This window comes from Mesorhizobium robiniae (assembly GCF_040545535.1).
GTDB classification, from domain to species: domain Bacteria; phylum Pseudomonadota; class Alphaproteobacteria; order Rhizobiales; family Rhizobiaceae; genus Mesorhizobium; species Mesorhizobium robiniae.
The window spans coordinates 482,037-505,391 of sequence record NZ_JBEPMC010000004.1 but is presented as its reverse complement, the minus strand read 5'-3'; the positions used below and the strand labels follow the sequence as shown (position 1 = coordinate 505,391).

General features: G+C 59.8%; 32 protein-coding genes. 13 read left to right on the top strand and 19 right to left on the bottom strand.

Annotation, left to right across the window (positions count from 1 at the left end):
- Nucleotides 1–18: 18 nt before the first annotated feature.
- Nucleotides 19–501, top strand: a complete 483-nt coding sequence (locus ABID19_RS14370) for a pyridoxamine 5'-phosphate oxidase family protein (protein WP_354491400.1) — start codon at nt 19–21, stop codon at nt 499–501.
- Nucleotides 502–1,447: 946 nt separating this feature from the next.
- Complete coding sequence (locus ABID19_RS14365; RefSeq protein ID WP_354491398.1) at nt 1,448–1,687, top strand: hypothetical protein; 240 nt, start codon at nt 1,448–1,450, stop codon at nt 1,685–1,687.
- A 102-nt stretch (nt 1,688–1,789) separates the two neighbouring features.
- On the opposite strand, the gene ABID19_RS14360 is transcribed toward ABID19_RS14365, so the two are convergent.
- Nucleotides 1,790–1,960, bottom strand: coding sequence for a hypothetical protein (locus ABID19_RS14360; RefSeq protein ID WP_354491396.1), 171 nt, complete (start codon nt 1,958–1,960; stop codon nt 1,790–1,792).
- A gap of 206 nt (nt 1,961–2,166) precedes the next feature.
- Here ABID19_RS14360 and ABID19_RS14355 point away from each other — a divergent pair, with 206 nt between their 5' ends.
- The 4 genes from ABID19_RS14355 to ABID19_RS14340 all read left to right on the top strand — a co-directional run bounded on the left by ABID19_RS14355 (nt 2,167) and on the right by ABID19_RS14340 (nt 4,272).
- The gene (locus ABID19_RS14355) at nt 2,167–2,763 is read left to right on the top strand and encodes a hypothetical protein (RefSeq protein ID WP_354491394.1); all 597 of its coding nucleotides are present in this window, start codon (nt 2,167–2,169) and stop codon (nt 2,761–2,763) included.
- Nucleotides 2,764–2,862: 99 nt separating this feature from the next.
- The gene (locus ABID19_RS14350) at nt 2,863–3,138 is read left to right on the top strand and encodes a hypothetical protein (RefSeq protein ID WP_354491392.1); all 276 of its coding nucleotides are present in this window, start codon (nt 2,863–2,865) and stop codon (nt 3,136–3,138) included.
- A gap of 9 nt (nt 3,139–3,147) precedes the next feature.
- Nucleotides 3,148–3,840: an SOS response-associated peptidase gene (locus ABID19_RS14345; RefSeq protein ID WP_354491390.1), complete on the top strand. Its 693-nt coding sequence runs from the start codon at nt 3,148–3,150 to the stop codon at nt 3,838–3,840.
- A 186-nt stretch (nt 3,841–4,026) separates the two neighbouring features.
- A complete protein-coding gene (locus ABID19_RS14340) occupies nt 4,027–4,272 on the top strand; it encodes a hypothetical protein (RefSeq protein ID WP_354491388.1) in 246 nt (81 codons plus the stop codon).
- A gap of 888 nt (nt 4,273–5,160) precedes the next feature.
- Here ABID19_RS14340 and ABID19_RS14335 read toward each other — a convergent pair.
- Entirely contained in the window at nt 5,161–5,295 is a 135-nt protein-coding gene (locus tag ABID19_RS14335) for a hypothetical protein (RefSeq protein ID WP_354491627.1), read from the bottom strand.
- Between the two features lie 210 nt (nt 5,296–5,505).
- Between ABID19_RS14335 and ABID19_RS14330 the strand changes: the two genes are divergently transcribed.
- Together ABID19_RS14330 and ABID19_RS14325 are read left to right on the top strand one after the other, a co-directional pair.
- The gene (locus tag ABID19_RS14330; protein WP_354491386.1) at nt 5,506–5,739 is read left to right on the top strand and encodes a hypothetical protein; all 234 of its coding nucleotides are present in this window, start codon (nt 5,506–5,508) and stop codon (nt 5,737–5,739) included.
- A gap of 12 nt (nt 5,740–5,751) precedes the next feature.
- Nucleotides 5,752–5,940, top strand: a complete 189-nt coding sequence (locus ABID19_RS14325; RefSeq protein WP_354491384.1) for a hypothetical protein — start codon at nt 5,752–5,754, stop codon at nt 5,938–5,940.
- A gap of 1 nt (nt 5,941) precedes the next feature.
- Here ABID19_RS14325 and ABID19_RS14320 read toward each other — a convergent pair whose 3' ends face one another.
- Together ABID19_RS14320 and ABID19_RS14315 are read right to left on the bottom strand one after the other, a co-directional pair.
- Nucleotides 5,942–6,151: a hypothetical protein gene (locus ABID19_RS14320; RefSeq protein ID WP_354491382.1), complete on the bottom strand. Its 210-nt coding sequence runs from the start codon at nt 6,149–6,151 to the stop codon at nt 5,942–5,944.
- A 111-nt stretch (nt 6,152–6,262) separates the two neighbouring features.
- On the bottom strand, nt 6,263–6,445 hold the full coding sequence (locus tag ABID19_RS14315; RefSeq protein ID WP_354491380.1) for a CsbD family protein: 183 nt from the start codon (nt 6,443–6,445) through the stop codon (nt 6,263–6,265).
- A 187-nt stretch (nt 6,446–6,632) separates the two neighbouring features.
- Between ABID19_RS14315 and ABID19_RS14310 the strand changes: the two genes are divergently transcribed.
- Nucleotides 6,633–8,432: a PAS domain S-box protein gene (locus ABID19_RS14310; RefSeq protein WP_354491378.1), complete on the top strand. Its 1,800-nt coding sequence runs from the start codon at nt 6,633–6,635 to the stop codon at nt 8,430–8,432.
- A 3-nt stretch (nt 8,433–8,435) separates the two neighbouring features.
- Here the strand turns inward: ABID19_RS14310 and ABID19_RS14305 are convergent, their stop codons facing one another.
- Nucleotides 8,436–9,110 carry a hypothetical protein gene (locus ABID19_RS14305; protein ID WP_354491376.1) on the bottom strand — a complete coding sequence of 225 codons (675 nt, stop codon included), beginning with the start codon at nt 9,108–9,110 and terminating at the stop codon, nt 8,436–8,438.
- Nucleotides 9,111–9,122: 12 nt separating this feature from the next.
- Complete coding sequence (locus tag ABID19_RS14300) at nt 9,123–9,323, bottom strand: hypothetical protein (RefSeq protein ID WP_354491374.1); 201 nt, start codon at nt 9,321–9,323, stop codon at nt 9,123–9,125.
- 357 nt (nt 9,324–9,680) lie between these two features.
- Here ABID19_RS14300 and ABID19_RS14295 point away from each other — a divergent pair, with 357 nt between their 5' ends.
- A complete protein-coding gene (locus ABID19_RS14295; RefSeq protein WP_354491372.1) occupies nt 9,681–9,866 on the top strand; it encodes a hypothetical protein in 186 nt (61 codons plus the stop codon).
- Between the two features lie 257 nt (nt 9,867–10,123).
- Here ABID19_RS14295 and ABID19_RS14290 read toward each other — a convergent pair whose 3' ends face one another.
- The 4 genes from ABID19_RS14290 to ABID19_RS14275 all read right to left on the bottom strand — a co-directional run bounded on the left by ABID19_RS14290 (nt 10,124) and on the right by ABID19_RS14275 (nt 12,013).
- Nucleotides 10,124–10,285 carry a hypothetical protein gene (locus ABID19_RS14290; protein WP_354491370.1) on the bottom strand — a complete coding sequence of 54 codons (162 nt, stop codon included), beginning with the start codon at nt 10,283–10,285 and terminating at the stop codon, nt 10,124–10,126.
- Between the two features lie 116 nt (nt 10,286–10,401).
- Nucleotides 10,402–10,701 carry a DUF1236 domain-containing protein gene (locus ABID19_RS14285; protein WP_354491368.1) on the bottom strand — a complete coding sequence of 100 codons (300 nt, stop codon included), beginning with the start codon at nt 10,699–10,701 and terminating at the stop codon, nt 10,402–10,404.
- A gap of 451 nt (nt 10,702–11,152) precedes the next feature.
- Nucleotides 11,153–11,437 (bottom strand): DUF982 domain-containing protein, encoded by a 285-nt coding sequence (locus tag ABID19_RS14280; protein WP_354491366.1) that lies wholly within the window; start codon nt 11,435–11,437, stop codon nt 11,153–11,155.
- 357 nt (nt 11,438–11,794) lie between these two features.
- Entirely contained in the window at nt 11,795–12,013 is a 219-nt protein-coding gene (locus ABID19_RS14275; RefSeq protein ID WP_354491364.1) for a KTSC domain-containing protein, read from the bottom strand.
- A gap of 231 nt (nt 12,014–12,244) precedes the next feature.
- Between ABID19_RS14275 and ABID19_RS14270 the strand changes: the two genes are divergently transcribed.
- The 3 genes from ABID19_RS14270 (at nt 12,245) to ABID19_RS14260 (ending at nt 14,406) form a co-directional block, all read left to right on the top strand.
- Nucleotides 12,245–12,673 carry a YidB family protein gene (locus ABID19_RS14270; RefSeq protein WP_354491362.1) on the top strand — a complete coding sequence of 143 codons (429 nt, stop codon included), beginning with the start codon at nt 12,245–12,247 and terminating at the stop codon, nt 12,671–12,673.
- Between the two features lie 425 nt (nt 12,674–13,098).
- Entirely contained in the window at nt 13,099–13,344 is a 246-nt protein-coding gene (locus ABID19_RS14265) for a hypothetical protein (protein ID WP_354491360.1), read from the top strand.
- Between the two features lie 168 nt (nt 13,345–13,512).
- Nucleotides 13,513–14,406 (top strand): IclR family transcriptional regulator, encoded by an 894-nt coding sequence (locus tag ABID19_RS14260; RefSeq protein WP_354491358.1) that lies wholly within the window; start codon nt 13,513–13,515, stop codon nt 14,404–14,406.
- Between the two features lie 18 nt (nt 14,407–14,424).
- Here the strand turns inward: ABID19_RS14260 and ABID19_RS14255 are convergent, their stop codons facing one another.
- The 9 genes from ABID19_RS14255 to ABID19_RS14215 form a co-directional block, all read right to left on the bottom strand.
- Nucleotides 14,425–14,814, bottom strand: a complete 390-nt coding sequence (locus ABID19_RS14255) for a M20/M25/M40 family metallo-hydrolase (RefSeq protein WP_354491356.1) — start codon at nt 14,812–14,814, stop codon at nt 14,425–14,427.
- Nucleotides 14,815–14,983: 169 nt separating this feature from the next.
- The gene (locus ABID19_RS14250) at nt 14,984–15,250 is read right to left on the bottom strand and encodes a diguanylate cyclase domain-containing protein (RefSeq protein ID WP_354491354.1); all 267 of its coding nucleotides are present in this window, start codon (nt 15,248–15,250) and stop codon (nt 14,984–14,986) included.
- Between the two features lie 169 nt (nt 15,251–15,419).
- Nucleotides 15,420–16,907 (bottom strand): NAD-dependent succinate-semialdehyde dehydrogenase, encoded by a 1,488-nt coding sequence (locus ABID19_RS14245; RefSeq protein ID WP_354491352.1) that lies wholly within the window; start codon nt 16,905–16,907, stop codon nt 15,420–15,422.
- An 11-nt stretch (nt 16,908–16,918) separates the two neighbouring features.
- Nucleotides 16,919–17,704 (bottom strand): HpcH/HpaI aldolase/citrate lyase family protein, encoded by a 786-nt coding sequence (locus ABID19_RS14240; protein ID WP_354491350.1) that lies wholly within the window; start codon nt 17,702–17,704, stop codon nt 16,919–16,921.
- 41 nt (nt 17,705–17,745) lie between these two features.
- Entirely contained in the window at nt 17,746–18,606 is an 861-nt protein-coding gene (locus ABID19_RS14235; protein ID WP_354491348.1) for an HTD2 family dehydratase, read from the bottom strand.
- A gap of 12 nt (nt 18,607–18,618) precedes the next feature.
- Nucleotides 18,619–19,776 (bottom strand): acyl-CoA dehydrogenase family protein, encoded by a 1,158-nt coding sequence (locus tag ABID19_RS14230; RefSeq protein ID WP_354491346.1) that lies wholly within the window; start codon nt 19,774–19,776, stop codon nt 18,619–18,621.
- Nucleotides 19,776–21,110 (bottom strand): MmgE/PrpD family protein, encoded by a 1,335-nt coding sequence (locus tag ABID19_RS14225; protein WP_354491344.1) that lies wholly within the window; start codon nt 21,108–21,110, stop codon nt 19,776–19,778. The genes ABID19_RS14230 and ABID19_RS14225 overlap by 1 nt, the downstream gene beginning before the upstream one ends.
- Nucleotides 21,107–22,273: a CaiB/BaiF CoA transferase family protein gene (locus ABID19_RS14220; RefSeq protein ID WP_352932865.1), complete on the bottom strand. Its 1,167-nt coding sequence runs from the start codon at nt 22,271–22,273 to the stop codon at nt 21,107–21,109. Before ABID19_RS14220 ends, ABID19_RS14225 begins: the two co-directional genes overlap by 4 nt.
- Nucleotides 22,274–22,389: 116 nt before the next feature.
- The gene (locus ABID19_RS14215; RefSeq protein WP_354491342.1) at nt 22,390–23,352 is read right to left on the bottom strand and encodes a LysR family transcriptional regulator; all 963 of its coding nucleotides are present in this window, start codon (nt 23,350–23,352) and stop codon (nt 22,390–22,392) included.
- Nucleotides 23,353–23,355 lie beyond the last annotated feature (3 nt).

Here is a 23,355-nt window from a genome sequence, read left to right as displayed (position 1 = left end):
TCTCACAGGAGAAAAGCCATGCCCGACAACGATGAGGAATTCAAAAGCAAGTTTTGGGATTCGATCCGTTCCGACATGACGGCAATGATCGGCGTCCCGGGCGTCCACCCTCGACCGATGACAGCGCAGTTCGATGGTGACCGCAACGTTATCTACTTCTTCACAGCGAAGGACACCGACTTGGCCGAGGCCGTTGCATCTGCAAAGGAAGCGACACTAGTCTACTCTGCTAAGGGACATGACCTGTTCGCCACCGTCGAAGGCTCACTGAGGATCGACAATGATCCGGCAGTCATCGACCGTTTGTGGAACCGCTTCGTCGCCGCCTGGTTCGAAGGAGGCAAGGATGACCCGAAGGTGTGCTTGCTCAGGTTCGATCCTGCTGACGCCGAAATCTGGAAAGATGCTTCCAGCATCGTCGCCGGGGTGAAACTTTTCCTCGGGATGGGCGACCCGAAAGAGGACTACAGGGACAGCGTGGCACAGGTTCGCATGAAGTAACCGCCCTCTAGACTGGACCTAGGCGAGGAGTGCACGGCGTCCCTTTTTACTGCCGACCGTATGCAGCCATTCATGCCGCGCCGCGAGTCGCTGATCTCTCGGGGCGAAGGCATAATGCCGATGCGATGCCAGAACGCATTGCATCGGCGAGCGGTGTTCGAGCCGGGGTCGACGCGCTTCGGCGCGAAGCGTTTCACCCACTCGTCGATGCTGATTTGGTGGTGGCGGGTGTCCGGAATTGCTTCTGCGGCGAGCAGCATGGCGACTAGTTCCCAGTTAATCCGGTATATCATTAATCGTCTGCCGACATATCCGCGCCATTGCCTTGACAACCGCCAAGGCTACCATTGTGCGTTTCGCCCTGCCTCCGTTGCGAGTTGCCGTTCCGCTTGCCTTCAGGTGCGCCACCGCCCGCACCGTGCATGCGACAGACTGCGCTGGCCCTCACCGCTGGCGATCGACACTGGCAACCCGACCGCTTCGACCGAGCATGACACCGAGGCGCTAGGTTCATGAGGTTGACGTTATTTTTTTCGGTCACCCTGCCCGCCAGGCGAGACGTTGCCGACAATAGCTTGGCCGCCTTCGTTCACTGTGACGTGCTGCTGGCCGCCCGTGCGGTATTTCTTTAGAGCTTCCACCTGGGCCGCGAATGTCCTGGTGAGCTTGTTGAAAGCACGTTCGGCGCTGTCTTGCTGCGGGATAGTCTCGCAATGAGCAAGGCGGCGCCTCGCACCACCTGCAAAGCATTTCACGGCGGAATGTTAGCTTGGGAAGTTAGCCCTTTGGACCGGGTCCCAGGGACTTTGCCTGTAAACAGGCGAAAAGCCGCATGTATGAGGGCGCCATCTCATCTCTTCTGGCGGCCGCGGTCCCGCATGACGGCAACGCTCCGGAGTGTTATACGGATTCCGCGCTATCCTGAGTTTCCCGGTGACTAAGATTCATGACATCGATCGACAAAGCCCTTGATTTTGAATTGCAAGAGGCCATCGCTCGGCAGTCGGACCTAAATGAAGCCATTGAAGTCCTCAAGAAATACAAGAATGCCGGTGTGGCCGCAGAACAGGTTTACGGTTTTCTTAATGTGAAGCTTGAAGCTCAACCAGAGAACGATGATTTCATTCGTGAAATCATGGACATCGTCATAGGATATTGTTCACCCCACGTTAGAGTTTGGGACTGATGATGCGATCTGCAGACCCCGTCTCTGGAGCATAGATCAGCCCGAATTTGTTTCCGCTGAAATCTCAAGCTGCCAAGCCACCTCTGGTTATCCCCTGAACCGCTATGTGGTCCAGCGGATCTTGCCGTCGATCTTCATCGGCTTATGGATCATCAGGCGCTTGGGCAAATGCTCGGGATGGACCTTGAGGAGCGTGATTGTCACCGTAGGCTTGCAGCGGTTGCAGTCGAATTTCAGCTTTAGCGGATCGACACCGCCGCCATAGACCATCATCAGGTCTGCAGAACACAGTAGCGGACATTGCCGCAACTGCATTCCGCCTTGACGAGCATATTGTGCCGGGTCGCCTTGCCCAGCGTGTCGATCGGATCATGCGCCATCCCTCTAGAAAAGGAACATATTCCTGCTTCGTCAAGAGGCTCTTGACTCCTATGTTCTCTTTTCGTTCACTGTCGGCAGGACAGTCACAGGAGGCAGTCATGGACATGATCATGAACGCCAGGGGCGCAACGCCCGAGGAAAAGCAGAGAGGCATCGAGGCAGCGAAGGTCGTGCTCGCCCTAGCCGGAATGACGGCGGAGGAAGCCGCCAGCGGTGCGTTTGCCGTCGAAGGCTGGGACGATATCGGGTTTTCGGAGGACGGAGAACCATCGGAGGCAGAATACAAGGCGGCCGACGTCTGGTACGAGGCAAACAATGCAGCGTTGGCGGCCTGCTGCGCGGGTTGGCCAGATGAAAAAAGAGTTCAGGCGGCTGGCTTGAATTTGCTGACAGATCCCGAGGAGCAGCTTGCTGATCGGGAAACGGTCTTGGCGAAACTCAGGGCCATTGTCCAGGCAGAGGACGGTCGTAGCGAATATCACGACGAGCGCGTTTTCCTGCTCGCCCTCGCTGCTACAGCCGACATGCCCAATGGAACGCTAGCGCGAGACCTCGTCAGCGCGGTAACTGTTGCCTATACGCCGCTGGCCCATGCGCAGTTCACGCCGGATGAACCGATCGAGCCGAAGCGGAAAGCTGTGCTCGATGCCATCGACGCGCTTGAGAGGGCGACCGAGAAATCGACATCGCACTGATCTATGCGTAACCGTGGCCCATCGACCGCCAGGATCGATCGGGAATGGACGTATCAAGTCGCTCTGCCCGATGACCTGTGCACTGGACGCAGCTTCACATTGAACCGCGAATTCTGCGAAGGGCGCAGGCTGGCCCCGATGAAAAGGCTAGTGCAGGCGATATGGCCGGACCACAGCTATGAAAACTGGCGCCTCTACTGCTTTACGGATCAGGCTTCCGCTCAAGCGTTCCTTGACCATTTCCCGGGCGGGATGTTCGATCCAAAGCGCGACAGGGAAAACGGCAATGCGCGCGGCGTCTGGCGCCGAACGGGCGAATACAAGAGAATTCTCGATCTCGGGCCGCTCAGCGTCCCCGAGATCCTGCGCAACTGAGGCAACGACATGTGCGGACGCTACACCAGATATCTGCCATGGTCGGAAATACACCGGCTCTATCGACTGACCGCGCCCGCCGAAATCGGACGCAATGACGCGCCTCGCTACAACATCGCGCCGAGCGAGGAAGTGCCATTCGTCACGGCGGGCGAGAATGGGGGCCACAAGCTCCGCCAAGGTCGATGGTGGCTGGTTCCTTGGCATGCCAAGGAACTCCCCACGGCTAAAATGTTCAACGCCCGCTCAGAAACCATTGATACCTCTGGAGCCTTCAAGGATGCGTTCAAGTCGAAACGCTGCCTGATTCCTGCCGACGGCTTTTATGAGTGGACGATCAGCCCGGCTGACAAGGGGCGTGACCCCTGGCATATCTTCCTGCCCGATCATCAGCCGTTCAGCTTCGCCGGCATCTGGGCCTACAATAAGAACCTCGACCTCACGAGCTGTTCGATTGTCACCATGCCGGCCGGTGAGACGATGCGCCAGATCCATGATCGGCAGCCGGTGATCCTCGATCCGGACGTTTATGATGCCTGGCTGGACCCGGAAACGCCGCCGAACGACGCCAAACAGTTGTTGCACGAAAACCTCGATGAGGACCTGGAGTTCTACCGTGTCAGCCGCGACGTGAACACCTCCGTCAAGAACAAGCTGCCAAACGACAGCCAACACATGATCGATCCGATAGCGCTGCTATGAGCGACGAAATCCGCCTCCCCGGCACAATGGAGCCCGTCACCCGCCCAGGTATTCAGCACCATCGGTGCGAACACCCCGGCTGCGGCAAGAATGCCGGATGGGGCTTTGCCAGGCCCCGGCAGCAATCGCACTGGTTCTGTTTCGAGCACCGGGCCGACGGCGAGCGGTATTTATGAGGAAGCCGGAATGATCAATCCGCCAAGACGACAAGGTGAATATCTCGACCGCGAGATCGATTGCCAGGAGGCAATGGAACCGGGCTTCCAGGCGATCGTCGATTGCATGGAAGAAGCGGGATGGACGCGTAGGGAGATCATGCGATCGCTGCGCCGGCTGGTCGCCGCCGACAACATGACGCAAAAGGAAAACGCCAAGGTCGAGGCGCAGCTTGCGATCGCCCGCGCCATGGTGCGCGCCGGCCGACCACTCTAGCTCTGACCAAGCGGAACATTAGTAGTTTCTAACAGTTGGATGGAAGCAGTGGGCCTATGCCCCCCGCTTAAACCCCGCTGCAGATCGGGAGCTGCAAGCCGATCGGCCCGCGCTCAGAGGAGGAGCGCGGGCTTCGTCCGCATCCTTCCTCATTGCTGAAACCCAGCAGCGGGATGCAACCGATCCCTAGTTAGAGGAGCGCAGCACTCCCTCCTCTTTGGCGGCAGCCTCGAAGGCGTTTCTAACGTCGTCGGCCGTGCGCTCGCCTTCAATGAGAAACCCATGCAGACCTCGACCGCCTCCTTCCACTTAGGTCCCCGCTTCGTCCACTTCATGAGTTCCGCGGCGGCACCCTCGACATTGGTGCAGACGGAGGTGAGCCCAGGCTTGTCGGTTTCGATATGGCACGGAGGGTGAAACCAATGGAGATCCATCAGGGGTACTCGCCTGCATCGGAAGCCACGGACAGGCCTAGGGCCGTAGCTGCCTCTAGAATAGCCTCCACCAGATCGTCGTTGGATGCCACCAGGTCAGGCGCAGCGTGCCGAATATGGTCTAAAGTCGCTTTAATCGAAACAGTGTCCCCATGGTCGGCCCTGTTGAGGATCGCAGCGATTGCCTGATCTAGAACTGGACCGACCCTTTTTACGACACTCATCCACCTTCCCCGCCTCGCAGCAATCTCACAGGAGATACCGCAGGCACCGAACTTTGCCGTCATCCAAGTGTTCCATACGGAAACAAAAAACACGCCGGATGCCGTGTCGAATATCTCCTAATCAGGGTCTTTTTCGTCGGCCGACTGTCGCTCTCGCCGATCAAGTTCCTCCTGAAGCTCCGCCGCCAGTGCGATAAGCTTCGGCGGCTGAGGCTGATCGCAAACAAAGCTTAGTAGCCTGTGATCTCGCCGTCGATGATCGCGCTTTGGAGGTTCAGCGCCTTGGCCGCCTCAACCAGGTCGCGGTATTTCTTCGTCCAGTCGGGCCCGTTGCGAGTGAAGATGCGCACCCCGCCGGCGTCGATGACGATCTGCGAGCGGTAGCCGTCGAACTTGACCTCGTGAATCCAGTCGTCACCCTTCGGGAGGCTTCTCCACCCAGGGTCGGCATCAACGGCTTGATGAACTTCAGACGCTCTTGGGCGTTACGCATGCACTCGAACTCCGGACGCGATTCAAGCCGCCGGCAGCAATCGGTTCCGGGCATTTTAGCGAAATTGTATGTGGGATTGGTTATGGCAACGAAGGACGTGACGGAGTGCCGGGCCGCGCTTACCCTTATCAGGCATACGATAGAGGAACATTGCCCGCCTGGCGTGCTGCCGAGCGAAGAGATGGTCAACGGTCTCTATGGCCCTGAGCTGATCCATGAGGCGGAGGCGCTCGCCAGTGCGGTCGTTGAAACGGTCGAGAGGCTCAGCCGCAAACACGGAACAAGTCGCTGTGCCGGAGGTTTGGAGCACAGTTGACGAGAACGCACCATGGGCGACGACAACGCAGATCGCGAGTGCACGAAACAGTTCCAGGCCCAGTCTCTCGCAAAAGAGACCGGCATAACTGAAGCTGAGGCGCGAGATCTGATCGAACTGATCGGAACAGATCGCTCGTCCCTGCTACGTGAGGCGCGGATATTAAAGAGCCGCCAAAAGCCTCCTGGAAAAAGCTTTTAGCTCACCGCCCCAGTGGCAATTTGGACGCCGAAACAAGTTCGTCCTCGTCGGTCAGACCGGCCGAGTAATTTGCCAGTATCCGGGATGCGAGCGCTTCCCGTCGCTGTTCGGATTGCCCGTCCATCTTGAGCCGATCGAACACGCGGCCCAGCAAAGCGACTTCAGATGAACTGAAGACGCCAGACTCCTGAGCTTTTCGATAAATCGGCATTCGACCTCTATGCCAAACTAACTGTAATTCAACTTAGCGATTTTACGCAAACAAAAAGCCCGCCGCACCTTTCGGCACGGCGGGCCGAACTCACATGCGGGGCCCTATCTTTCAATCCTTCAAGGCGTCTCGAATTTTATCTTTCGCCTTGCCGACGCCTTTCTGAAGGCTACCTTCGGCCTTGTCAGCGGCGCCGTCAGCCCGAAGCTTGTCGTCTCCGGTCGCCTTGCCGATCTTGTTCTTCACATCGCCGCGAAGTTTCTTCGCAGAGCCCTTAACTTCGTCCTTGTGCATCGTTCTTCTCCTTTGAGCAGAACTCAACGTGGGCGAAACCTGAATGTTCCGGTGGTTCCGAATAGGACTTACTTCTTGCGTGCCAGCCCCTTAGTTGCAAATTGGCCGTATAGATCGACCTGGACCGGGCGGAACGGAACAAAATCCCACGTGGTGGAGTTGATGGGGGTTAAAGCTTGAGCGGGGGATGGACGTGAACGAATTGCCGCACGCAAATGTGGTCGCCTTCCACGATTCAAAGTCAGTCAAGGCTGATGCTGATTTCGACTACCAGGATTTTTTCGAGAACGGCGCTCTTGCCCTTCATCTGGTGAGCGAGGACGGCGTCATCCTGCATGCCAACAAGGCAGAGTTGGACCTGCTCGGCTATCCTGCGGAGCAGTACATCGGCCGCCACATTGCTGAATTCTATCCCGACCGAGAGGTGATCGAGGATATTCTGGGTCGGCTTACCCGTGGCGAGAAGATCACGAGATATCCCGCGAGATTGAGAGCCCGTGACGGATCAATCAAGCATGTGGAAATCACGTCGAGCGGCCATTTCCGCAATGGCAAGCTGATCAATACAAGATGCTTCACCGTCGATGTCTCCGACCTGCAGCGGGCGCGCACCGAGCTGAAGCGCCGGGACAACACACATCGCCAGATTCTCGACAGCCTTCCAGTTGCCATCTACACGACCGATCAGCATGGGACGATCACCTACTACAATCGCGCCGCCGCCGAGTTGGCCGGGAGGGAGCCAGAAGTCGGCAGGGACAAATGGTGCGTGACGTTCAAGCTGTTCACTCCCGACCGCGAGGAATTGCCGCACAACGAGTGCCCGATGGCGATAGCACTCAAGGAAAACCGGCCTGTGCGCAATAAGGAGGCTATAGCGCAGCGTCCGGACGGGACCTTCTTCCCGTTCCTGCCCTTTCCCACACCGATACGGGATGAGGACGGCAATCTGATCGGCGCCGTCAACATGTTGCTCGACCTTACCGACCGCCACCGTGCCGAAGAGGCCAGGTTCCATTTGTCAGCGATCGTGGAATCCTCGTTCGACGCAATCGTCAGCAAGGATTTGAACACCATAATCAAGAGCTGGAATCATGGTGCCGAGCGGCTTTTCGGTTACACCGCTGACGAAGCGATAGGCAGGCCGGTGACCATGCTGATCCCGGCCGACCGTCAGGACGAAGAACCCCGCATCCTCGAGCGCATTCGCCGCGGCGAGAGTGTCGAAACGTACGAAACCATTCGTCAGCGCAAGGATGGCAGCCTGGTTCCGGTCTCGCTGACGGTATCGCCCGTGCACAACGCTACCGGGCAGATCATCGGTGCATCGAAGATTGCGCGGGACATAACGTCGGCGAAGGAAAACGAGCATCGTATCCGCATGCTGATGCGCGAGGTCAACCATCGCGTCAAAAATCAGTATTCGGTCATCCTTTCGATGATCCGCGAGACCAACAAGAGGGCCGAAAACCCTGACGTTTTCGAACGACAGGTTCGCGAGCGGATCATGGCTCTGTCGCGCTCGCACGATCTACTTGTCACGGGCGACTGGCGAGGCGTGACGATCTTCGAACTCCTGTTGTCGCAGGCGAAATTCTTCGGCAATGAGGAGCGAATCTCAATGTCCGGACCGTCCATCATTCTTAGCCCGAATGCAGTCCAATATCTCGGCATTGCTTTTCACGAACTCGCCACCAACTCGGCTAAATACGGCGTGCTTTCAGCCGACGATGGCCAGATTTCGGTCACATGGAAAACGACGGGTTCTGGCAACTCGAGACTCTTTCACCTCGCCTGGGCCGAAACGGACGGCCCGCAAGTTCAAACCATCGGCGAAGGCGGCTTTGGAACCGTGGTGCTGAAGCGAGTGGCACCAGAGGCAGTCGGGGGGAAGAGCAGTTTAGAGCACGACCCGCATGGGATCACCTGGACCTTGGAAGCGCCGCTGGCTAATGTGGAAACGTCTATCGGGAATGAGCCGACGTGAGCTTCACTGACATGCATGACGAGAACGGCCGCCAAGTGCGCCAAGCACCATCAGCTTCCAGCGCATCACCTCGGCGGTGACTTCCTTCACGCTGGTCATGTCGGCATCAGCGTGGCGGTGATCGGTTCCTCTCTTCGGCCACCGCCTGAAGCGTGGCGGTAAGCGCTGCCACCGCGTTCGACAGGCCAACCAGCGAATTCTCATGCGGCAAAAATCCATCGACCAGACGCGCACGAACCAGTCCTCGAGCATCAGGGTCAACGTTCTTGAGGACGGCCCAGACTTGTTCATTGCCAGCCGGTCGCCGATGCCGGTGTAGAGGTGAAAACGCGGATCGATCGGCTGCAGGTCGCTGTTGTAGAACTGCCCCCAGAAGCGAAAGAATCGGCCCCGGATGTCGCGCTGGTGCTCGGCAAACAGCGTCTTCAACGTTGGGTCATCGGCGTTCAGGGTGCGCGTCACCTGCCTAGATGCGCCGATCTTCGAGGCGCCGAGGTTCGACACCCTGGCCAGCCCTTGCAAGCCCTTCCACTGGATTTCTTCCTTGGCGCCACTGAACGGATTGCGCGAGATGGCGATGCCGCCTTCATTGTGCAGATGTTGCGTGCCGGACCGGAACTGCAATTCGCCCATCACCAGGAGATGCACGTGGTTGCCGCGCAGATATTCCTTGATCATTTACGAAAACATCTAATCGACGCTTTCGACCAGGCGGGCGAGGTCTTCGACGAATTCGAGCGTGACCGCACCGCGCTTGGCGAGGTGCCGTTCCTCGGAACCAGGTATCGCCGTGGTGCAATAGCCGACAAAGACGGGTGCCTGGCTCGCCGAGGAGCGCGAACGCCGGCTTTCCCCGCTCGCGTTCGACCCCGAGCAGTTCGAATTCGTCAATGATGAGGCCGACGCCCGACAGCAGCCATCTTGAGAGGGCGCATGCAACCCGATCAGGCCCGGCTCTCCGCCAGAGGCGCGGGCTTTTTTAGCTGCGCTGGAACATAGATTTAAGACGGAAGTTCGGGACGTGTAGCGCTCGTTGCTATGGCCCTTTCAACGTGCCTTTGCTTGAACCCTGGTAGGAATACGGAAATGGAAGACGATCAGAATCGTTTCGGTCGACGAGTATTACGAGGTAGAACATTTTGCGCGGGAGAATGGCATCTCGCCGAGTCAGGTCAGCAGGCTGACCAAAAAGAACGGCAATGATCGGTCAGCCCTGACAAAAGCCGCGAGGGCGCTGCGGGAGCAGAAGTGAGACATCGGACCAACGAGGAAGGGACTGGCTTCAAGGGCAGAGATCACGACCAGCCGATCAAGTCCGAGGCGCAGTATCTCGAGCATTACCCCATATGCGGGCAGGATTTAAACATGCGCGATCTTGGCCCGGTGCTTCATCACGCAAAGTCGGAGCATCAACCGCTGACGCCTGAACATTGACGGGTCGCCCTCCCGCCGGCGGGGTCGTGGCTAGGTGCGCATGCTTGTTGAAGATGGCGATTTTGTCGGGATAGGTAAGCCGGACATCCTCTCCGCACCCCTCGCACCTGTATGGGAAATGACCTGAAACCAGCTGCCGTTCTTGACGACGGCGAAGTTGCATTGCGGGCATTGGAAGGTCAGGCCAACAGAGGATAGGCTTTGAGAGAGGGACATTGCAGCGCCTCGCATTCTGGAGAGCTTAAAGACGGGCCTGGTTAGTCCGGCGTATCGACGACAAAGGATGCGGCGATCAAATCGTCGGCATCGATCCTCCCCTTGCCGTCCTCCATCACGGCTGCGACCTTTCGAAAGATCTTCAGTTCATTCTCGGTAATCCGGGCGCCGCGCATCCTGTTATTGAGGTCTGCGACGCGCATTCGGAGGGCCTGCGACGCTCCAATCTCATGGTTCGACATTGATGATCACATTCCTCCGTCGCTGGCGGCCCGCCGCACCCTTTCGGCACGGCGGGCTGTCCTCCCAGTCGCTTAGGTTATTCGATGACTTTGATGATCTTGCGTGTACCCGGATCAACGACCACTGTCCGGTTGTCGACCACCACATATCGATATTCGGTGTCGGGGACTTCATGCAGCTCGACCGTCTCGGGCAACGTTGAGCCGATATTGAGCTCGACCCCTAGGAGTTCCACCGATGCGAGTGGCTGCTTTTTGACGTATTCCCTGATGACCGTCTCCTGCTCAGGCGCGATGATCACGTCCTGAGCGGCAGCGGCGCCGATACCGGCCAGCAGCAGAAATCCCGCGGCGAAAGTTGAACGATGCATTCTCATAATTGGCTCCTTGCCTGAGTTCTGTTGCGCTGAACGGCATCGACTTCGCGCCAGCCTCACCCAACCTCAGGCGGCCGCAAACGTTCCTTGAACGGGCTTCGGTCTACTCAAGGTAGGACCTAAGTCTGACCTTTGCTGCCGCAAAGGACGACGACGGGGTGCAGCCCGGAACCGCGACTGCCGGCACTCGTTCTCGCCAGGTGCTCACAGAAGAGAGACCATGGAGAATAGTGTCCACCAAGCTCGATGGTTACTGGCTCCGGTGTTGCATCGATCACGTTCCTAACGATAGGCATCATTGTTAGCTGAAGGCACCCGATTTGAGATCCGCGCAGCTAAGTCCCTTCCTGCGCTGATAAGCGACCACCCGCCATTCCTCGACTTGGCGGGTGGTCCGCAATCACCGACGATCCGCCCACCGCGAGGGTGTGTCAGGGTAGGCGGCATGACCTCACATCAGGTCTTCAGCAACCCCGTCCAGTCTCTTGAGACCCACGCTAGGGGGCTTTCTTTCAAGAAGGCCTTGTTCAGATGCGGCCGCCTCGAACGCGGCGTAAGCAGCTTGGTGACTGCAATGTCCAGCCAGACATTCCTCGACCATTCGGATTGCGTCAAGTCGGGACTGCTTGTCCATGAATGGCCATGGTTTCTTAAGCGCTTTCGCCGCGTCAGCTATCGACGAGATCAACATCGCCCTGTGATTAAGGTGAATTGTAATCGGAATAAATGCCGGCATCTTTGTCGCTCTCCAAGGATTGAAGGCGGTTAAACGCGCGGACATGGCGGCGGTTGCACTCTCATGAATTCAAAGCGCCCGCGCCCCATGGAGGGGAAGGACGCGGGCTGGATCGGCAATCCGATCAGACAGCATTGTCTACGGGAATGCTGCAGGAGCCGAACTTCCTGACTTCGCCTGTGTTCCATACGGTAAGCAAAAAAAGCCCGCTGCACCTTTCGGTGCGGCGGGCGAGACTCAGTCGTTAAACCAGGCACAAGGGATGGGCGGGGTGATGTGCCCGGTAAGCAGAATCGTATTGGCTCAGCCGGCGCCGCGTCTACCAACCGGCAGTTGGAATGCTCCAATTATCTACCGTCATTCAGGATCGTTGCCGGCCGCAACCCGACGGTACCGGAAGTGATTGCGGATGTGGTCGTTGAAGAAGCGGCCTTTGGCGAAGGCGGCTTTGAACGCGGCGAAGGTCTCAGGCGGCACTTCCTCAAATTCGTAGCGTCTACCGCTGGCGACGAACCACACTGAAAGTACTTGGCGCTCCGGATCGTATACCGTTTTGCGTATCGAGGTAGATGGCATGGGACGGTCGCTCGATTAAAAGCCGTCAACGATCGGAAGCCCGTCACGTTCCTGTTGGGGGAGCCCAAAATGGGACGATCGGGCGTCATTCCTGCGCGACGCGCGTGCTCGCAAGGAGTCGACCGGGGCGGCCCAATCGCCCTAACCGAACCGAATACCAGCCCGGCAGCAATTCCGTGGAACCTTTCAAAGGCGCATGCCTTGTCCGTTCTTCATGGAAGGAGATGCGAAATGAGCCTTGACATAGGAAAAGTCGCCATAGCCTTGCTTGGCCTGCTTGCCTACAAGAACAGGGACAAGATCGGCGAGCTAATCGCCGGTAGGGACTCGACAGATCCCAAAAGCGCTGGCTCCCCCGGCGGGCTCGGCGATATCCTGGACCGCCTCCGAAATGCTGGGGCGGGTGATCAAGTTGATTCTTGGGTCGGTACTGGATCAAATCGCCCCGTTCAGCGAGACCAGGTCGAGAAGGCGATCGACCCGCAAACGTTGAGCGATCTCGCTGAGCAAACCGGATTGTCCCGCGACGAACTTCTCGACCGGCTCACAAGAGAATTGCCCGACGCGGTGGACAAGCTTACTCCCGACGGCCAGATGCCTGTGAGCAAAGGTCCAAATCTCCTCGACGAGGTACCAGGGCCTAGTAGCAGTCGCACTTAGCGCCAGGCCGAAAATGAAAGACCGCAGCCTCCGGCAGGGCGCGGGTGACCGGGCAATCCGATCGCACAGTATTTGTCTGCGAGGACACGCGCCAACGACTTGCCGACTAGACCGTCTGAGGGGCGCCCGCTCAAGGCTCGGCTTCCTCCTGAGGAGGCACGTCTGGGTCTGGACAATCAGGATGTGGCCATTTTTCACACGGAGATGGCCTGTCGCCGGAGTCGCCGTAACGTTCCACGAGTTTTGCGAATCCGTAAGCGAAGGCGGCAAGAAGCGCTAGGATAACCACTATTCGAGCGGCCGTCCGGGATTGTAGCAAAATCCCGCTTAGAAATCTCAGGGATGCGCAGCAGCTTCAGCGGCTGGTCGCGGATGCCTGCTCGTTACATGGCGACGCTCTGCCGGGAACCGAAGGAACGCTGATCGTGCCGTCGGCTGACAAGCGCTCCGACCTGACGCGGCTTGTGCTGTCGATTGCGCCATTCATCGATGCCCGCGCGCTATGGCCTGGCATCGGAGCGTTGCGCGGTGATCATGGTCACGTTGGCCGACGCCGCCTTGCCGCCCCTTGCCGCACTTATCTGGAACGGATTTTCTCCAAAATCCGCACCCGGCAGCAGAGCGAGTTGGTCGCGTTACTGAAGAGCACGGAGCCGCTCAGCGGACTCTAGGTCGCCTCCAGTCGGCAGCGCAGATCAGCTTGGCACCTTCCGAAACTGGTTGGCGATGCGAGCCGTACCCCTCTATATGGGGCCGCCGACGCAGTGCCGCCGGATATGGCTATTCAGAGAACTTCATTCTATAAGAAGAACTCGTTCAGCCGAATAGAACTGGTTACCGTGAGCCCTTCCCGCGACGACATTCCCAAACGCTCTTCCAGAGCGGAACTTCACCATGACGGCACTCACTGGCTGCTTGCACCGCAGGCAAGCGAACGCGTCGTAAAACAGCCGCCCGGCCTGGTGCCCGCCCTGGAGAATGCAGTTGCGATCCTGCAGTTTCTCAACGACACGCCGCCCCATGAGGCGGCGCTTGTAGACCTTACAGCAGCGCTGGATATTTCAAAGACCCACTGTCACTCGATCTTGAAGACGCTGGTGCATTTCGAGTGGCTGAAGTTCGATCCCAGATCGAAGACCTACCGTCTTCACTCCGGGCTTCTATCCACCGCCTCCAGCCTCCTCAATTCCCCGGTTCTGGACGCAGTGCGGCGCAGTCTCAGCGCGCTCGTGCAGCGCATCGACATCCCATGCCTACTGACCCAGCCCATGGACGATGACACCTTCATCGTCATCGACAAATTTAACGGTCCGAAATCGATGGAGATCTCCTTCCCGATCGGACATCGGTTTCCGCGTGATGCCTGCGCCCAGATGCGGGCCTATCTCGGCTGGCAAACGCCGGAGCGGCTCGATCTCTGGATGGAGCATTGGACGCCTGCCCGCTACACCTCGAAGACACCGCTTGACGCGAAGTCGATCCGGGCGTCGGTTGTTGCTACGCGCGAGCGCGGCTATGCGCTCAGCCAAGGCGAATTCACGGAAGGCATCATGGCGATCGCCCTGCCGATCTTCGACCGCGACGGACAGGTTTCGTTCATCTTCAACTGCTCGTTCATGATCGACAGCTTCCTGCCCGAGCAGGAGAAGGTGGCGGCCGAGATGATCCGGGCCGCCACCGAAATCCATCGCGCCACGCTGGCGCGGCCGCCGGAGAGTTTTCCCATCCTGTAAAGAAATGCGGCAGACGCGTCAGTAGGCGAGCTTATGGATGCCGGCAGCCAGCAGCCTTATGCCAGCCACTATGTCGGCAATCGAGGAGAACTCCTCGGGCGTATGGCTGCGGCCTTCCTTGCTGCGCACGAAGATCATGGCGACCTTTGCGATGGTGGCCATCTGCTGTGTGTCGTGGCCCGCCCCGCTGGCCATGGTCAGGATCGGTATCTCCTGTTCGGCTGCGCTTTTCTGCAGCATGGAAACGACCGCCGGGTCGCTGCGGCATGGCCGGTGATCGATCTGCACCGTCCAGTCCAGATCGAGATTCCGGCGAGCGGCCACTTCGCGCATCATTCCCTCATGAGTGGCATAGAGCCGTTCGCAGCGCTCCGGATCGGGATGGCGCGCATCGATGGTGAACTGCACTCTGGAGGGAATGACCGCTGTGGCGTTCGTCGAGTTGCAACGGCGCCTGTATTCCGCTCGCACATGTGCCGGTATGGCTTGTCGCATGAGAGTGTAATCAGGAGCCGGTTGCCTTGATCAACCGGAACGCTATGACCACCCGCGTCAACTTCGACGCGATCACGACCATTCAGCTTGGCGTGGTAGAGCGCGGCATCGGCTCGCTCCAAGCTTCCCCGATAGCTGTCTCGCCGCCGAGTACGACGGCCACGCCTAAGCCTAATGTCCCGCGCACCTGATGATCCCCGACGTCGCGCGCGGCGATAGAAATGGCCTCTTTGAGCCGGCGTGCGATCACCGCGCCCTCGCGGCTATGCGTTCGGGGAAGCAACACCGCGCATTCCTCACCACCAAGCCTTCCGACGATATCGACGATCTGCGTTCGTTCGTGCGCCACCGCGGGAATATCTGCAGGGCGCAATCGCCAAGGGCATGACTGAATTGACGCTCGCACGAGTGGGGAGAAATGCGAGCGCCGAGATTCCAGCCGGCGCGAAGAATTGGCCGAATGCTCGCGACCTCTCCGCCATTTTCTCTGACATTGTCACAAAGCCTTGCGTTGCTTCTTAGCTGGTGAGTCCGCCAAAACACAAGTATTTCAGCTCCAGATAATCATCGACGCCGTATTTCGAACCTTCCCGTCCAAAACCGGATTGCTTGATACCGCCGAACGGCGCGACCTCAGTCGAAATGAGCCCGGTGTTGATGCCGACCATGCCATATTCCAAGGCCTCCGCGACGGCCCACACACGGCCGATGTCCTTGGCGTAAAAATAGGCCGCAAGCCCGAATTCGGTGTCATTTGCCATCGCAATGACGTCTTTGACCGTACCGAAGCGGAACAAGGGCGCCAACGGCCCGAACGTTTCTTCGCGCGCAACCGCCATCTTGGAGGTTACCCCGGTCAGGACAGTCGGCCAGATGAAATTGCCGCCAAGGGGATGGTCAGGCCCACCCGCCACAATGCTGGCGCCCTGAGCGACGGCATTCTCAATGTGACGCCTGACCTTGGCCACGGCGCGGTCGTCGACCAGCGGGCCGATTTCGGTGCCTTCCGCGAAGCCGTCACCGATCTTGAAGGCTTTGACGCGACGCGCGAGCTTGTCGGCGAACTCTTCGTAGATGCCGCTCTGCACGTAAAGGCGATTGGCGCAGACACAGGTCTGGCCAGCATTGCGGAACTTCGAGATGATGGCCCCCTCGACGGCCGCATCGACATCGGCGTCGTCGAAGACGATGAAGGGCGCGTTGCCGCCCAGTTCCATGCTGAGCTTCATGACTTGCGCGGAGGCTTGCGCCATGAGGGTGCGGCCGACCTCGGTCGACCCGGTGAAGGTGAGCTTGCGGACCTTCTCGTTTTCGCAAACCTCATCGCCGAAGTCCGAGCTCTTCGTGATCGGGACAACGCTCAGCAGCCCGGCCGGCACTCCTGCCCTTTCCGCAAGTACGGCGAGGGCCAAGGCGGAGAGTGGTGTCAAGGCCGCCGGTTTGAAGACGATCGAGCAGCCTACCGCCAGCGCCGGAGCGATCTTGCGGGCCACCATCGCCGACGGAAAATTCCAGGGCGTAACAGCGCCGACGACTCCGACAGGTTGCTTGATCACGACGATCCGCTTGTCACGGGCGTGACCGGGGATCGTGTCGCCATAAACGCGTTTGGCCTCTTCGCCAAACCATTCCATGTAGGACGCGCCATAGAGGATCTCACTCTTTGACTCGGCGAACGGCTTTCCCATTTCAGCGGTCAGGATCGTCGCGAGGTCATCGAGATTGGCGATCGTCAGATCATACCATCGCCGAATGACTGCTGCGCGCTCCTTGCCCGTCCGGGCAGCCCACTCCTTCTGAGCGACATAGGCTTCATCGATCGCCTTGGCGATCTCGGCTCGGGTAAAGTCGGGCAACGTGGCCAGCACTTCGCTGGTCGAAGGGTTGGTGACCTGGAAGAATTGTCCGGACCGGGATTGGCCGAGCCACTCTTTGCCGATCAATCCAGCTTCCCGGATCAGATCCTTGTCCTTGATCTTATTGAGGAGTGTCGCTGATACGGCCATGGTTAGACACCTTAACTGGATTGCAGACGGCCCCGCGCGAGAAGTGTCCGGGCCTGGGCGATAATTGGAGCGTCGATCATTTTGCCGTCGACAAGGCGCGCTGCGCCGTCCCGGGCCGAGTCGACGATACGCTGCGCCCAGCGCAGTTGCTCGTCACTCGGCTGGAAAGCCGAGATGACATGGGAAGTCTGGGCAGGGTGTATGCAAAGTTTGCCGCCGGCGCCGTGATCCAAGGCCTGCCGGCATTCGATGGCCAGCCTGGCGGTGTCCGTGACCTCGAAGGACGGGCCATCCAACGGCAGGGGCTTGCCAGCGGCCCTGCTCGCCACCGCCAACCGCATCATGGCATGCGCTTTGAGGTCATTGGAGGCGGGAACACCCAAGTCCAGCGCAAAATCCGCGGGTCCGAAGGCGAGTCTCGCGACATGCGAATGAGCGGCCAAAGCGCCTGCCGCCTCCAGCCCCCGCGCCGTCTCGATCAGTGCCGTGATCTCGATGTCGTCACCCAAAATCCGAACCATCGCGTCGAGGATCGCCGTGGACTCCGCTTTCGGCAGGCAGATGCGCCGAAGCCCAAGCGCCCCGACCGCAGCAAGGTCGGCAGTGTACCAGTTGCTGTCTTGGCTGTTCACCCGGACGTAGGTGGGATTCCGCAATGTCAGGGCATGGTGAAGATTGGACCGGGCGCCATCCTTGGCGGCGGGCGCAACAGCGTCCTCAAGATCGATAATGATCGCGTCGGCTCCCGACCGGTCGGCCTTTTCAAAACGCTCTGGCCGGTCGGCCGGAACGAACAAAGGCGCGACAGTCGTAGAATGCATGTCCCGCTGTGCAGACATCAGGCCACACCCCGATCGATATCGGCTTCCATGTGCACGGCGCCACTCCCGCCTTGCGTCCAGAGTCGCTGACCATCGACGCCGGCCCTGACGGTCAGTTCACGATCTGCAATCGCCGGAGCTATCCCGCGGTAGCGAAATGTCAGGGGTATACCGACGCCTTGGGACGCCGCGAGGTTGAGGAGAAGCGTCGCCTGGAGGGGGCCATGGACAACCAACCCCTCATAACCTTCAGCCTCGGTCGCATAAGGCAGATCGTAGTGGATACGGTGACCATTGAAGGTGATCGCGGAGTAGCGGAAGAGCAACGTCGACGAAGGAACGACAGACCACACTTGCGCTGCTGGCCGGGTCATCGTGGGCTCCGCCGACGAGGTGTTTCGAGGCACGCTATTTCCCGATACCGCAGCTTCCCGATAAACGATGTCCTGCCGTTCACTCAGGGCGAGACCACGATCGGAATGATAAGCGTGGCCGACCGCGACGAACCAGAGTTCGCCGGATCGGCCATGCTTGCGTACTATGTCCAGGATGGTGGACACCTTGCGGACTTTGTCACCGACGTGAAGGTGATCATGCACCTGAAGTTCACCGCCAGCCCACATGCGGCGCGGCAGCGGCACGGGCGGCAACGACAGGCTCTTGGCGGGGTGCCCGTCAGCGCCCAACTGGTCCATTCCGGCGACTGCCGGTGACAGACACCAATGGATGCCCAACGGGGCGATAGCTGCGGGCAGCGGCGCTAGATGCGGTTCGAAAATGGCGCGGAAGCTCTTTATGAGGCGCTCCGAAACGACATCGAAGCTCTCGCTTTGACGGCCAATCCATTCGGCGAATGGCTTCTGTTCGGTCGCGTCCATCAGCCTTGCCTGTCAGTACGAACGTGGCATCCCGAGCACATGCTCGGAGAGGTAGGACAGGATGAGGTTCGTCGAGATCGGCGCAACCTGGTAAAGCCTGGTCTCGCGAAACTTGCGTTCGACGTCATACTCTTCAGCGAACCCGAAGCCGCCATGCGTCTGGATACAGGCGTTCGCGGCCTCATTGGAAGCATCAGCAGCCAGCATCTTGGCCATATTCGCTTCAGCGCCGCAGTCCTGACCGGCCTCATAGAGCCGCGTGGCCTCGCGGACCATGAGTTCGGCTGCACGCATGTTCGCGTAAGCCCTGGCGATAGGAAACTGGACGCCCTGGTTGGCGCCGATGGCCCTGCCGAAGATGTTACGTTCGCACGCGTAGGTGGAAGCCTTGTTGATCAGCCACTTGGCGTCGCCGACACATTCGGCGGCGATCAGGATCCGCTCTGCATTCATTCCGGAGAGGATGTACCGAAAGCCCTTGCCTTCGTCACCGACCAGATTTTCGGCAGGGACCTTCACATTCTCGAAAAAGACCTCCGTCGTGGAATGGTTCATCATCGTCCGGATCGGCCGGATTGAGAGACCCTGCTTGAGTGCTTCCCGCATATCGAGAATGAACACGGATAGGCCGTCAGTGCGCTTTACGACCTGATCCTTAGGGGTGGTCCGGGCGAGCAGCAGCATGAGATCCGAGTGTTCGGCCCGGCTGGTCCAGATTTTTTGACCGTTGACCACGTAGTGATCGCCGTCCTTGCGCGCGAAGGTACGGATTGAAGTGGTATCGGTGCCGCTGGTCGGTTCGGTGACACCAAACGCCTGCAGCCTCAATTCTCCTGAGGCGATTTGCGGAAGATAGCGCTGCTTCTGCGATTCATTGCCGTGGCGAAGCACCGTGCCCATGACATACATCTGCGCATGGCAAGCCGCACCATTGCATCCCGACCGTTGAATCTCCTCGAGCACGGCGGCCGCGGCCGAAAGCGTCAAGCCCGACCCGCCATATTCCTCGGGGATCAGCGTCGCAAGGTAGCCGGCCTCGGTCAGCGCGTTGACGAAATCCACGGGGTAGGCGCGGTCGGCATCAAGCTTGCGCCAGTATTCGCCCGGAAATCGCTCGCAGAGCCGGCGCACGGCGTCGCGGATGTCCTCGTTGTCAAAGTCCTTGAACATCAGGCGCCCCGCGCGGCATAAACCTGGGGACGCGCCTCCCCAACGGTTTCAAACAGACCTAGCGAGCGCACCGGAGGGTTGTCGGTAAGGCCAAGGATAGCCGCGATCAGGTCGTCTGCACGGGCTTGCGTGGCGCCGCCGGCGACGAGCTGCGTGCGCGCCTTCTGAGACAGTTCGGCCGCCGTCACCGGGTTGTCGGGATCGCCCTTGGCGTCGTGTCGGGCGGCGGAAAGGCGCCTGCCGGATGCCGTCTCGACGATCACCTCGGCGCCCCACGATTCCGGATAGGCGGCATCGATCGACGGTGCCAGCTCGACCTTGACCTTCTTGCGTCCGCCGACCATCCGTTGCCGTGAATCAGCATCGAAGCTGGCCTGGTCGACGCGGCCGTCCGCAAGCGCTATCGCCACCGTGTGCTGCAGCGAGAATTTGGCGCTGTATGGATCTTCGGGAGTAGGCCGGTCGCATACGTCGAGGGCAGCCCGGTAAGCGCGGACATGAACGCTTGCGATGGACTCCCCGGCGATCTCGTCGTGCAAGGCGATCGCGCCGTCTATCGCCGGATGGGTGTGTCTGCAGCACGGCCATGGCTTGATCGAGGTGCTGATCAGTTGCCAGGCCCGCTCAGCCCCTGCCGTGACGGCCTCCGGAATCGGGTCCGGACACAGACCGGCGTAGAAGCCTTTCTCGCCTTCGAGGATGTTCTGCGCGCCCGTGAATCCTTCCTTGGCCAGGAATGAGGCAAGGACGCCTGATTCCGCAGCCCTGGCGGTGTGAAGATGTTTGCTCATGGCGCCCTCGGCAAGGAACTCCCAAAGCCCCGATGACTGGGTACCCGCATTCCCAAGCGCCCATACCGTCCTGGTGTCGTCGAGGCCGAGGAGCTCCGCCACGGCAAACGCCGCACCGAACGGCCCGCAGGTCGAGGTGTTGTGCCAGACACGGTAATGCTTCTTGCCTACGGACATGCCGACCCTGCAGCAGGCCTCGTATCCTGCGAGAACTGCGCGAAGAAACGCTTCACCGCCAAGATCGTGGTCGTGAGCTACCGCCCAGGCGGCAGGAATGACAACGCTGCCCGGATGGGTCACCGAGTCCCGGTGGAGGTCATCCATCTCCAAGATATGCGCTAGGCCGCCGAGGTAGAACGCCTTGCGAGCGGTATCGGCTTGCGCCAGCGGGGCGACCGCCTTCAGCATGCGGGCGGGCTCGGTCGGCAACGCGCCAAGGGCGCAGGCAAGCGTATCCAGGACGAACAGCGATGCCCATTCGAGGTCGCGGTCGGTCACCGGCTTTTCACGGATCAAGCGGGTCAGGTCACGGGTCAAGCTCATAGTGCTGCACTACCTATTCGTTTGGGATCCGCCGTGTCCGGAGGACCGAACTCGCGCCGCAAAACCACGTCGTGTTCACCGAGTGAAGGCACCCGGCCAAGCGCGGTGCGCTTGCCATTGACCGTCACAGGCGGCGCAAACAGCTCGACTTGACCGACGGAGGTCTCCACCGGGACCTTGGTGGCACTGCGATGCACCGCCAGATCGGCCATGGTCGACACACGGCCATAGGCAATTCTGACCTTGTCAAGCAATTCGCATAATCCGGACATGGTGTAGGTGGCCAAGATCGCCTGCACGCATGCGTCAAGCGGCTCGCGGTTTTTGATGCGAAGCACGTTGCGTTCGAATCTCGGGTCCGTTGCAACCAATGGCTGGCGCAGGACAGTGTCGCAGAAGACGACCCATTCGCGTTCGTTCTGGACGGCGATCAGGATTTCCCCGTCACTCACCTGAAACAGCCCATAGGGCGCGATCGAGGGGTGGGCGAGCCCAAGCCGCCGCGGCTCCTTGCCGCCGTAATGGCGCGCCAGATATGGTACGTTCATGTATTCGGCGAGGGTGTCAAAAAGGGAAAGCTGCAGGTGAGCCCCTTCCCCGGTTCGGCCGCGCATGATCAGGGCTTCGAGGATAGCGGCGTAGGCCCCCTGCCCCGTAGCGATATCAGAGAGCGATATGCCGACCCGTGTCGGGCCAGACGTTGCGGACCCAGTGACCCCTGCCAAGCCCGCTTCGGCCTGGATCAGCAGATCGTAGGCTTTCCGCTCGTGGTCGGGTGTTCCCGGTGCGTAGCCGCCGATGTCGCAGACGATCAGCCTTGGGAACCGCCGCCTGAGGTCGGCGCTGCCGATGCCGAGCCTGTCGGTTGCGCCAGGCGCAAGGTTCTGGACGAACACGTCGGCGGTCGCGAGCATGGATTCGACCAGCGCATGATCATCGGGCTGCTTCAGATCGACGGTGCAGGACTGCTTGCCGCGGTTGTTCCATATGAAATAGCTGGAGAGGCCGTGAACATAGTCGTCATAGCCGCGCGCGAAGTCACCCTCGGGGCGCTCGAGCTTGATGACCCGCGCGCCCGCGTCGGCCAGACGGGACGTCGCCAATGGCGCGGCCACGGCCTGCTCCAGCGAGATGACGGTTGTTCCCTCCAGCGCGCCTGGCATGGCTCGCTCCTTATGCTGCTTTTCCAACACCATCGCACCGGAAGGGGTCCTTCCGTCAAATAGCGTTTTGTAATGGGAGGTATAGCGAAACGGTACAGCCGCCCGCCCGCAGCACCCTAGCCGAAGAGGGCGGGTCGCTGGTTTTCGTTGGATAGCTCGGCGCTCCAGACCTGGTCCTTGACCAGTTGGCGCAGGATCTCCCACGATAGCTGCCCGACGGCGCGAGGCGCCGTCTGCAACGGGCGTTCGGTCGAGTAAGCGAGGTACACTTTCCGTGTAATCGGCGGGTTTTGGAAACTCCACGCCCGAAACAGGCCAGCCTGCGCCTCAGCGTTAATCGCCATCCGCGGCAGGATTCCGTAACCGATCCCGCGTGTCACCAGTCTCTTGATTTGGCTGTAGGAGTCGATTTCGATGGCCGGATTGATGGCGACCCGGACTGACGTTGCCACGGCTTCGATCAGTTCTCGCAGGCCGTGGCCTGGGCCTGGCACAACGAGGGGCAATCCGGCAACGTCGCGAAGCTCCACGGAAGAGCCCTGCAAGTCGGCATGGCCCTGCATCAACGGGCTGGCAAAGAGACAGATTTCCTCCGACAAGCCGTGATGGACCGCGAGCCCCCGGGGATCCGAAGTTGCATAAATCATCGCGAGGTCAACCTCGCCCCGCTTCAGCCATTCCAGAATGTAGCCGCTCATCGCCTCAACGATGCGGATGCGCACTTCGGGGAAACGCTCGCGGGCGGCCTCAATCAACGGCGCCGCGAGAAGCTCGCTGACCGTACCGGGCAGGCCGAAACGCACTTCGCCGCGAGGGGCTATGGCGGCGCCCCGGACACTGTCGTTAATTTCGGCAAACTCGGCAAGGATGCTCTTAGCGTGCACCATCAGCCGCGTGCCTGCTTCAGTCGCACTGACGCCGTGCGGCCCGCGATGGAGGAGAGCAAGGCCAAGCTCCTCTTCCATGTGCCTGACATGCTGGCTCAACGCGGGCTGCGCCACATGGAGCTGCGACGCGGCCTTCGAGAACGAGCCGCTCTCAACGACCTTGGAAAAATATCTTAGCTGCCGAAGGTCCAAAAG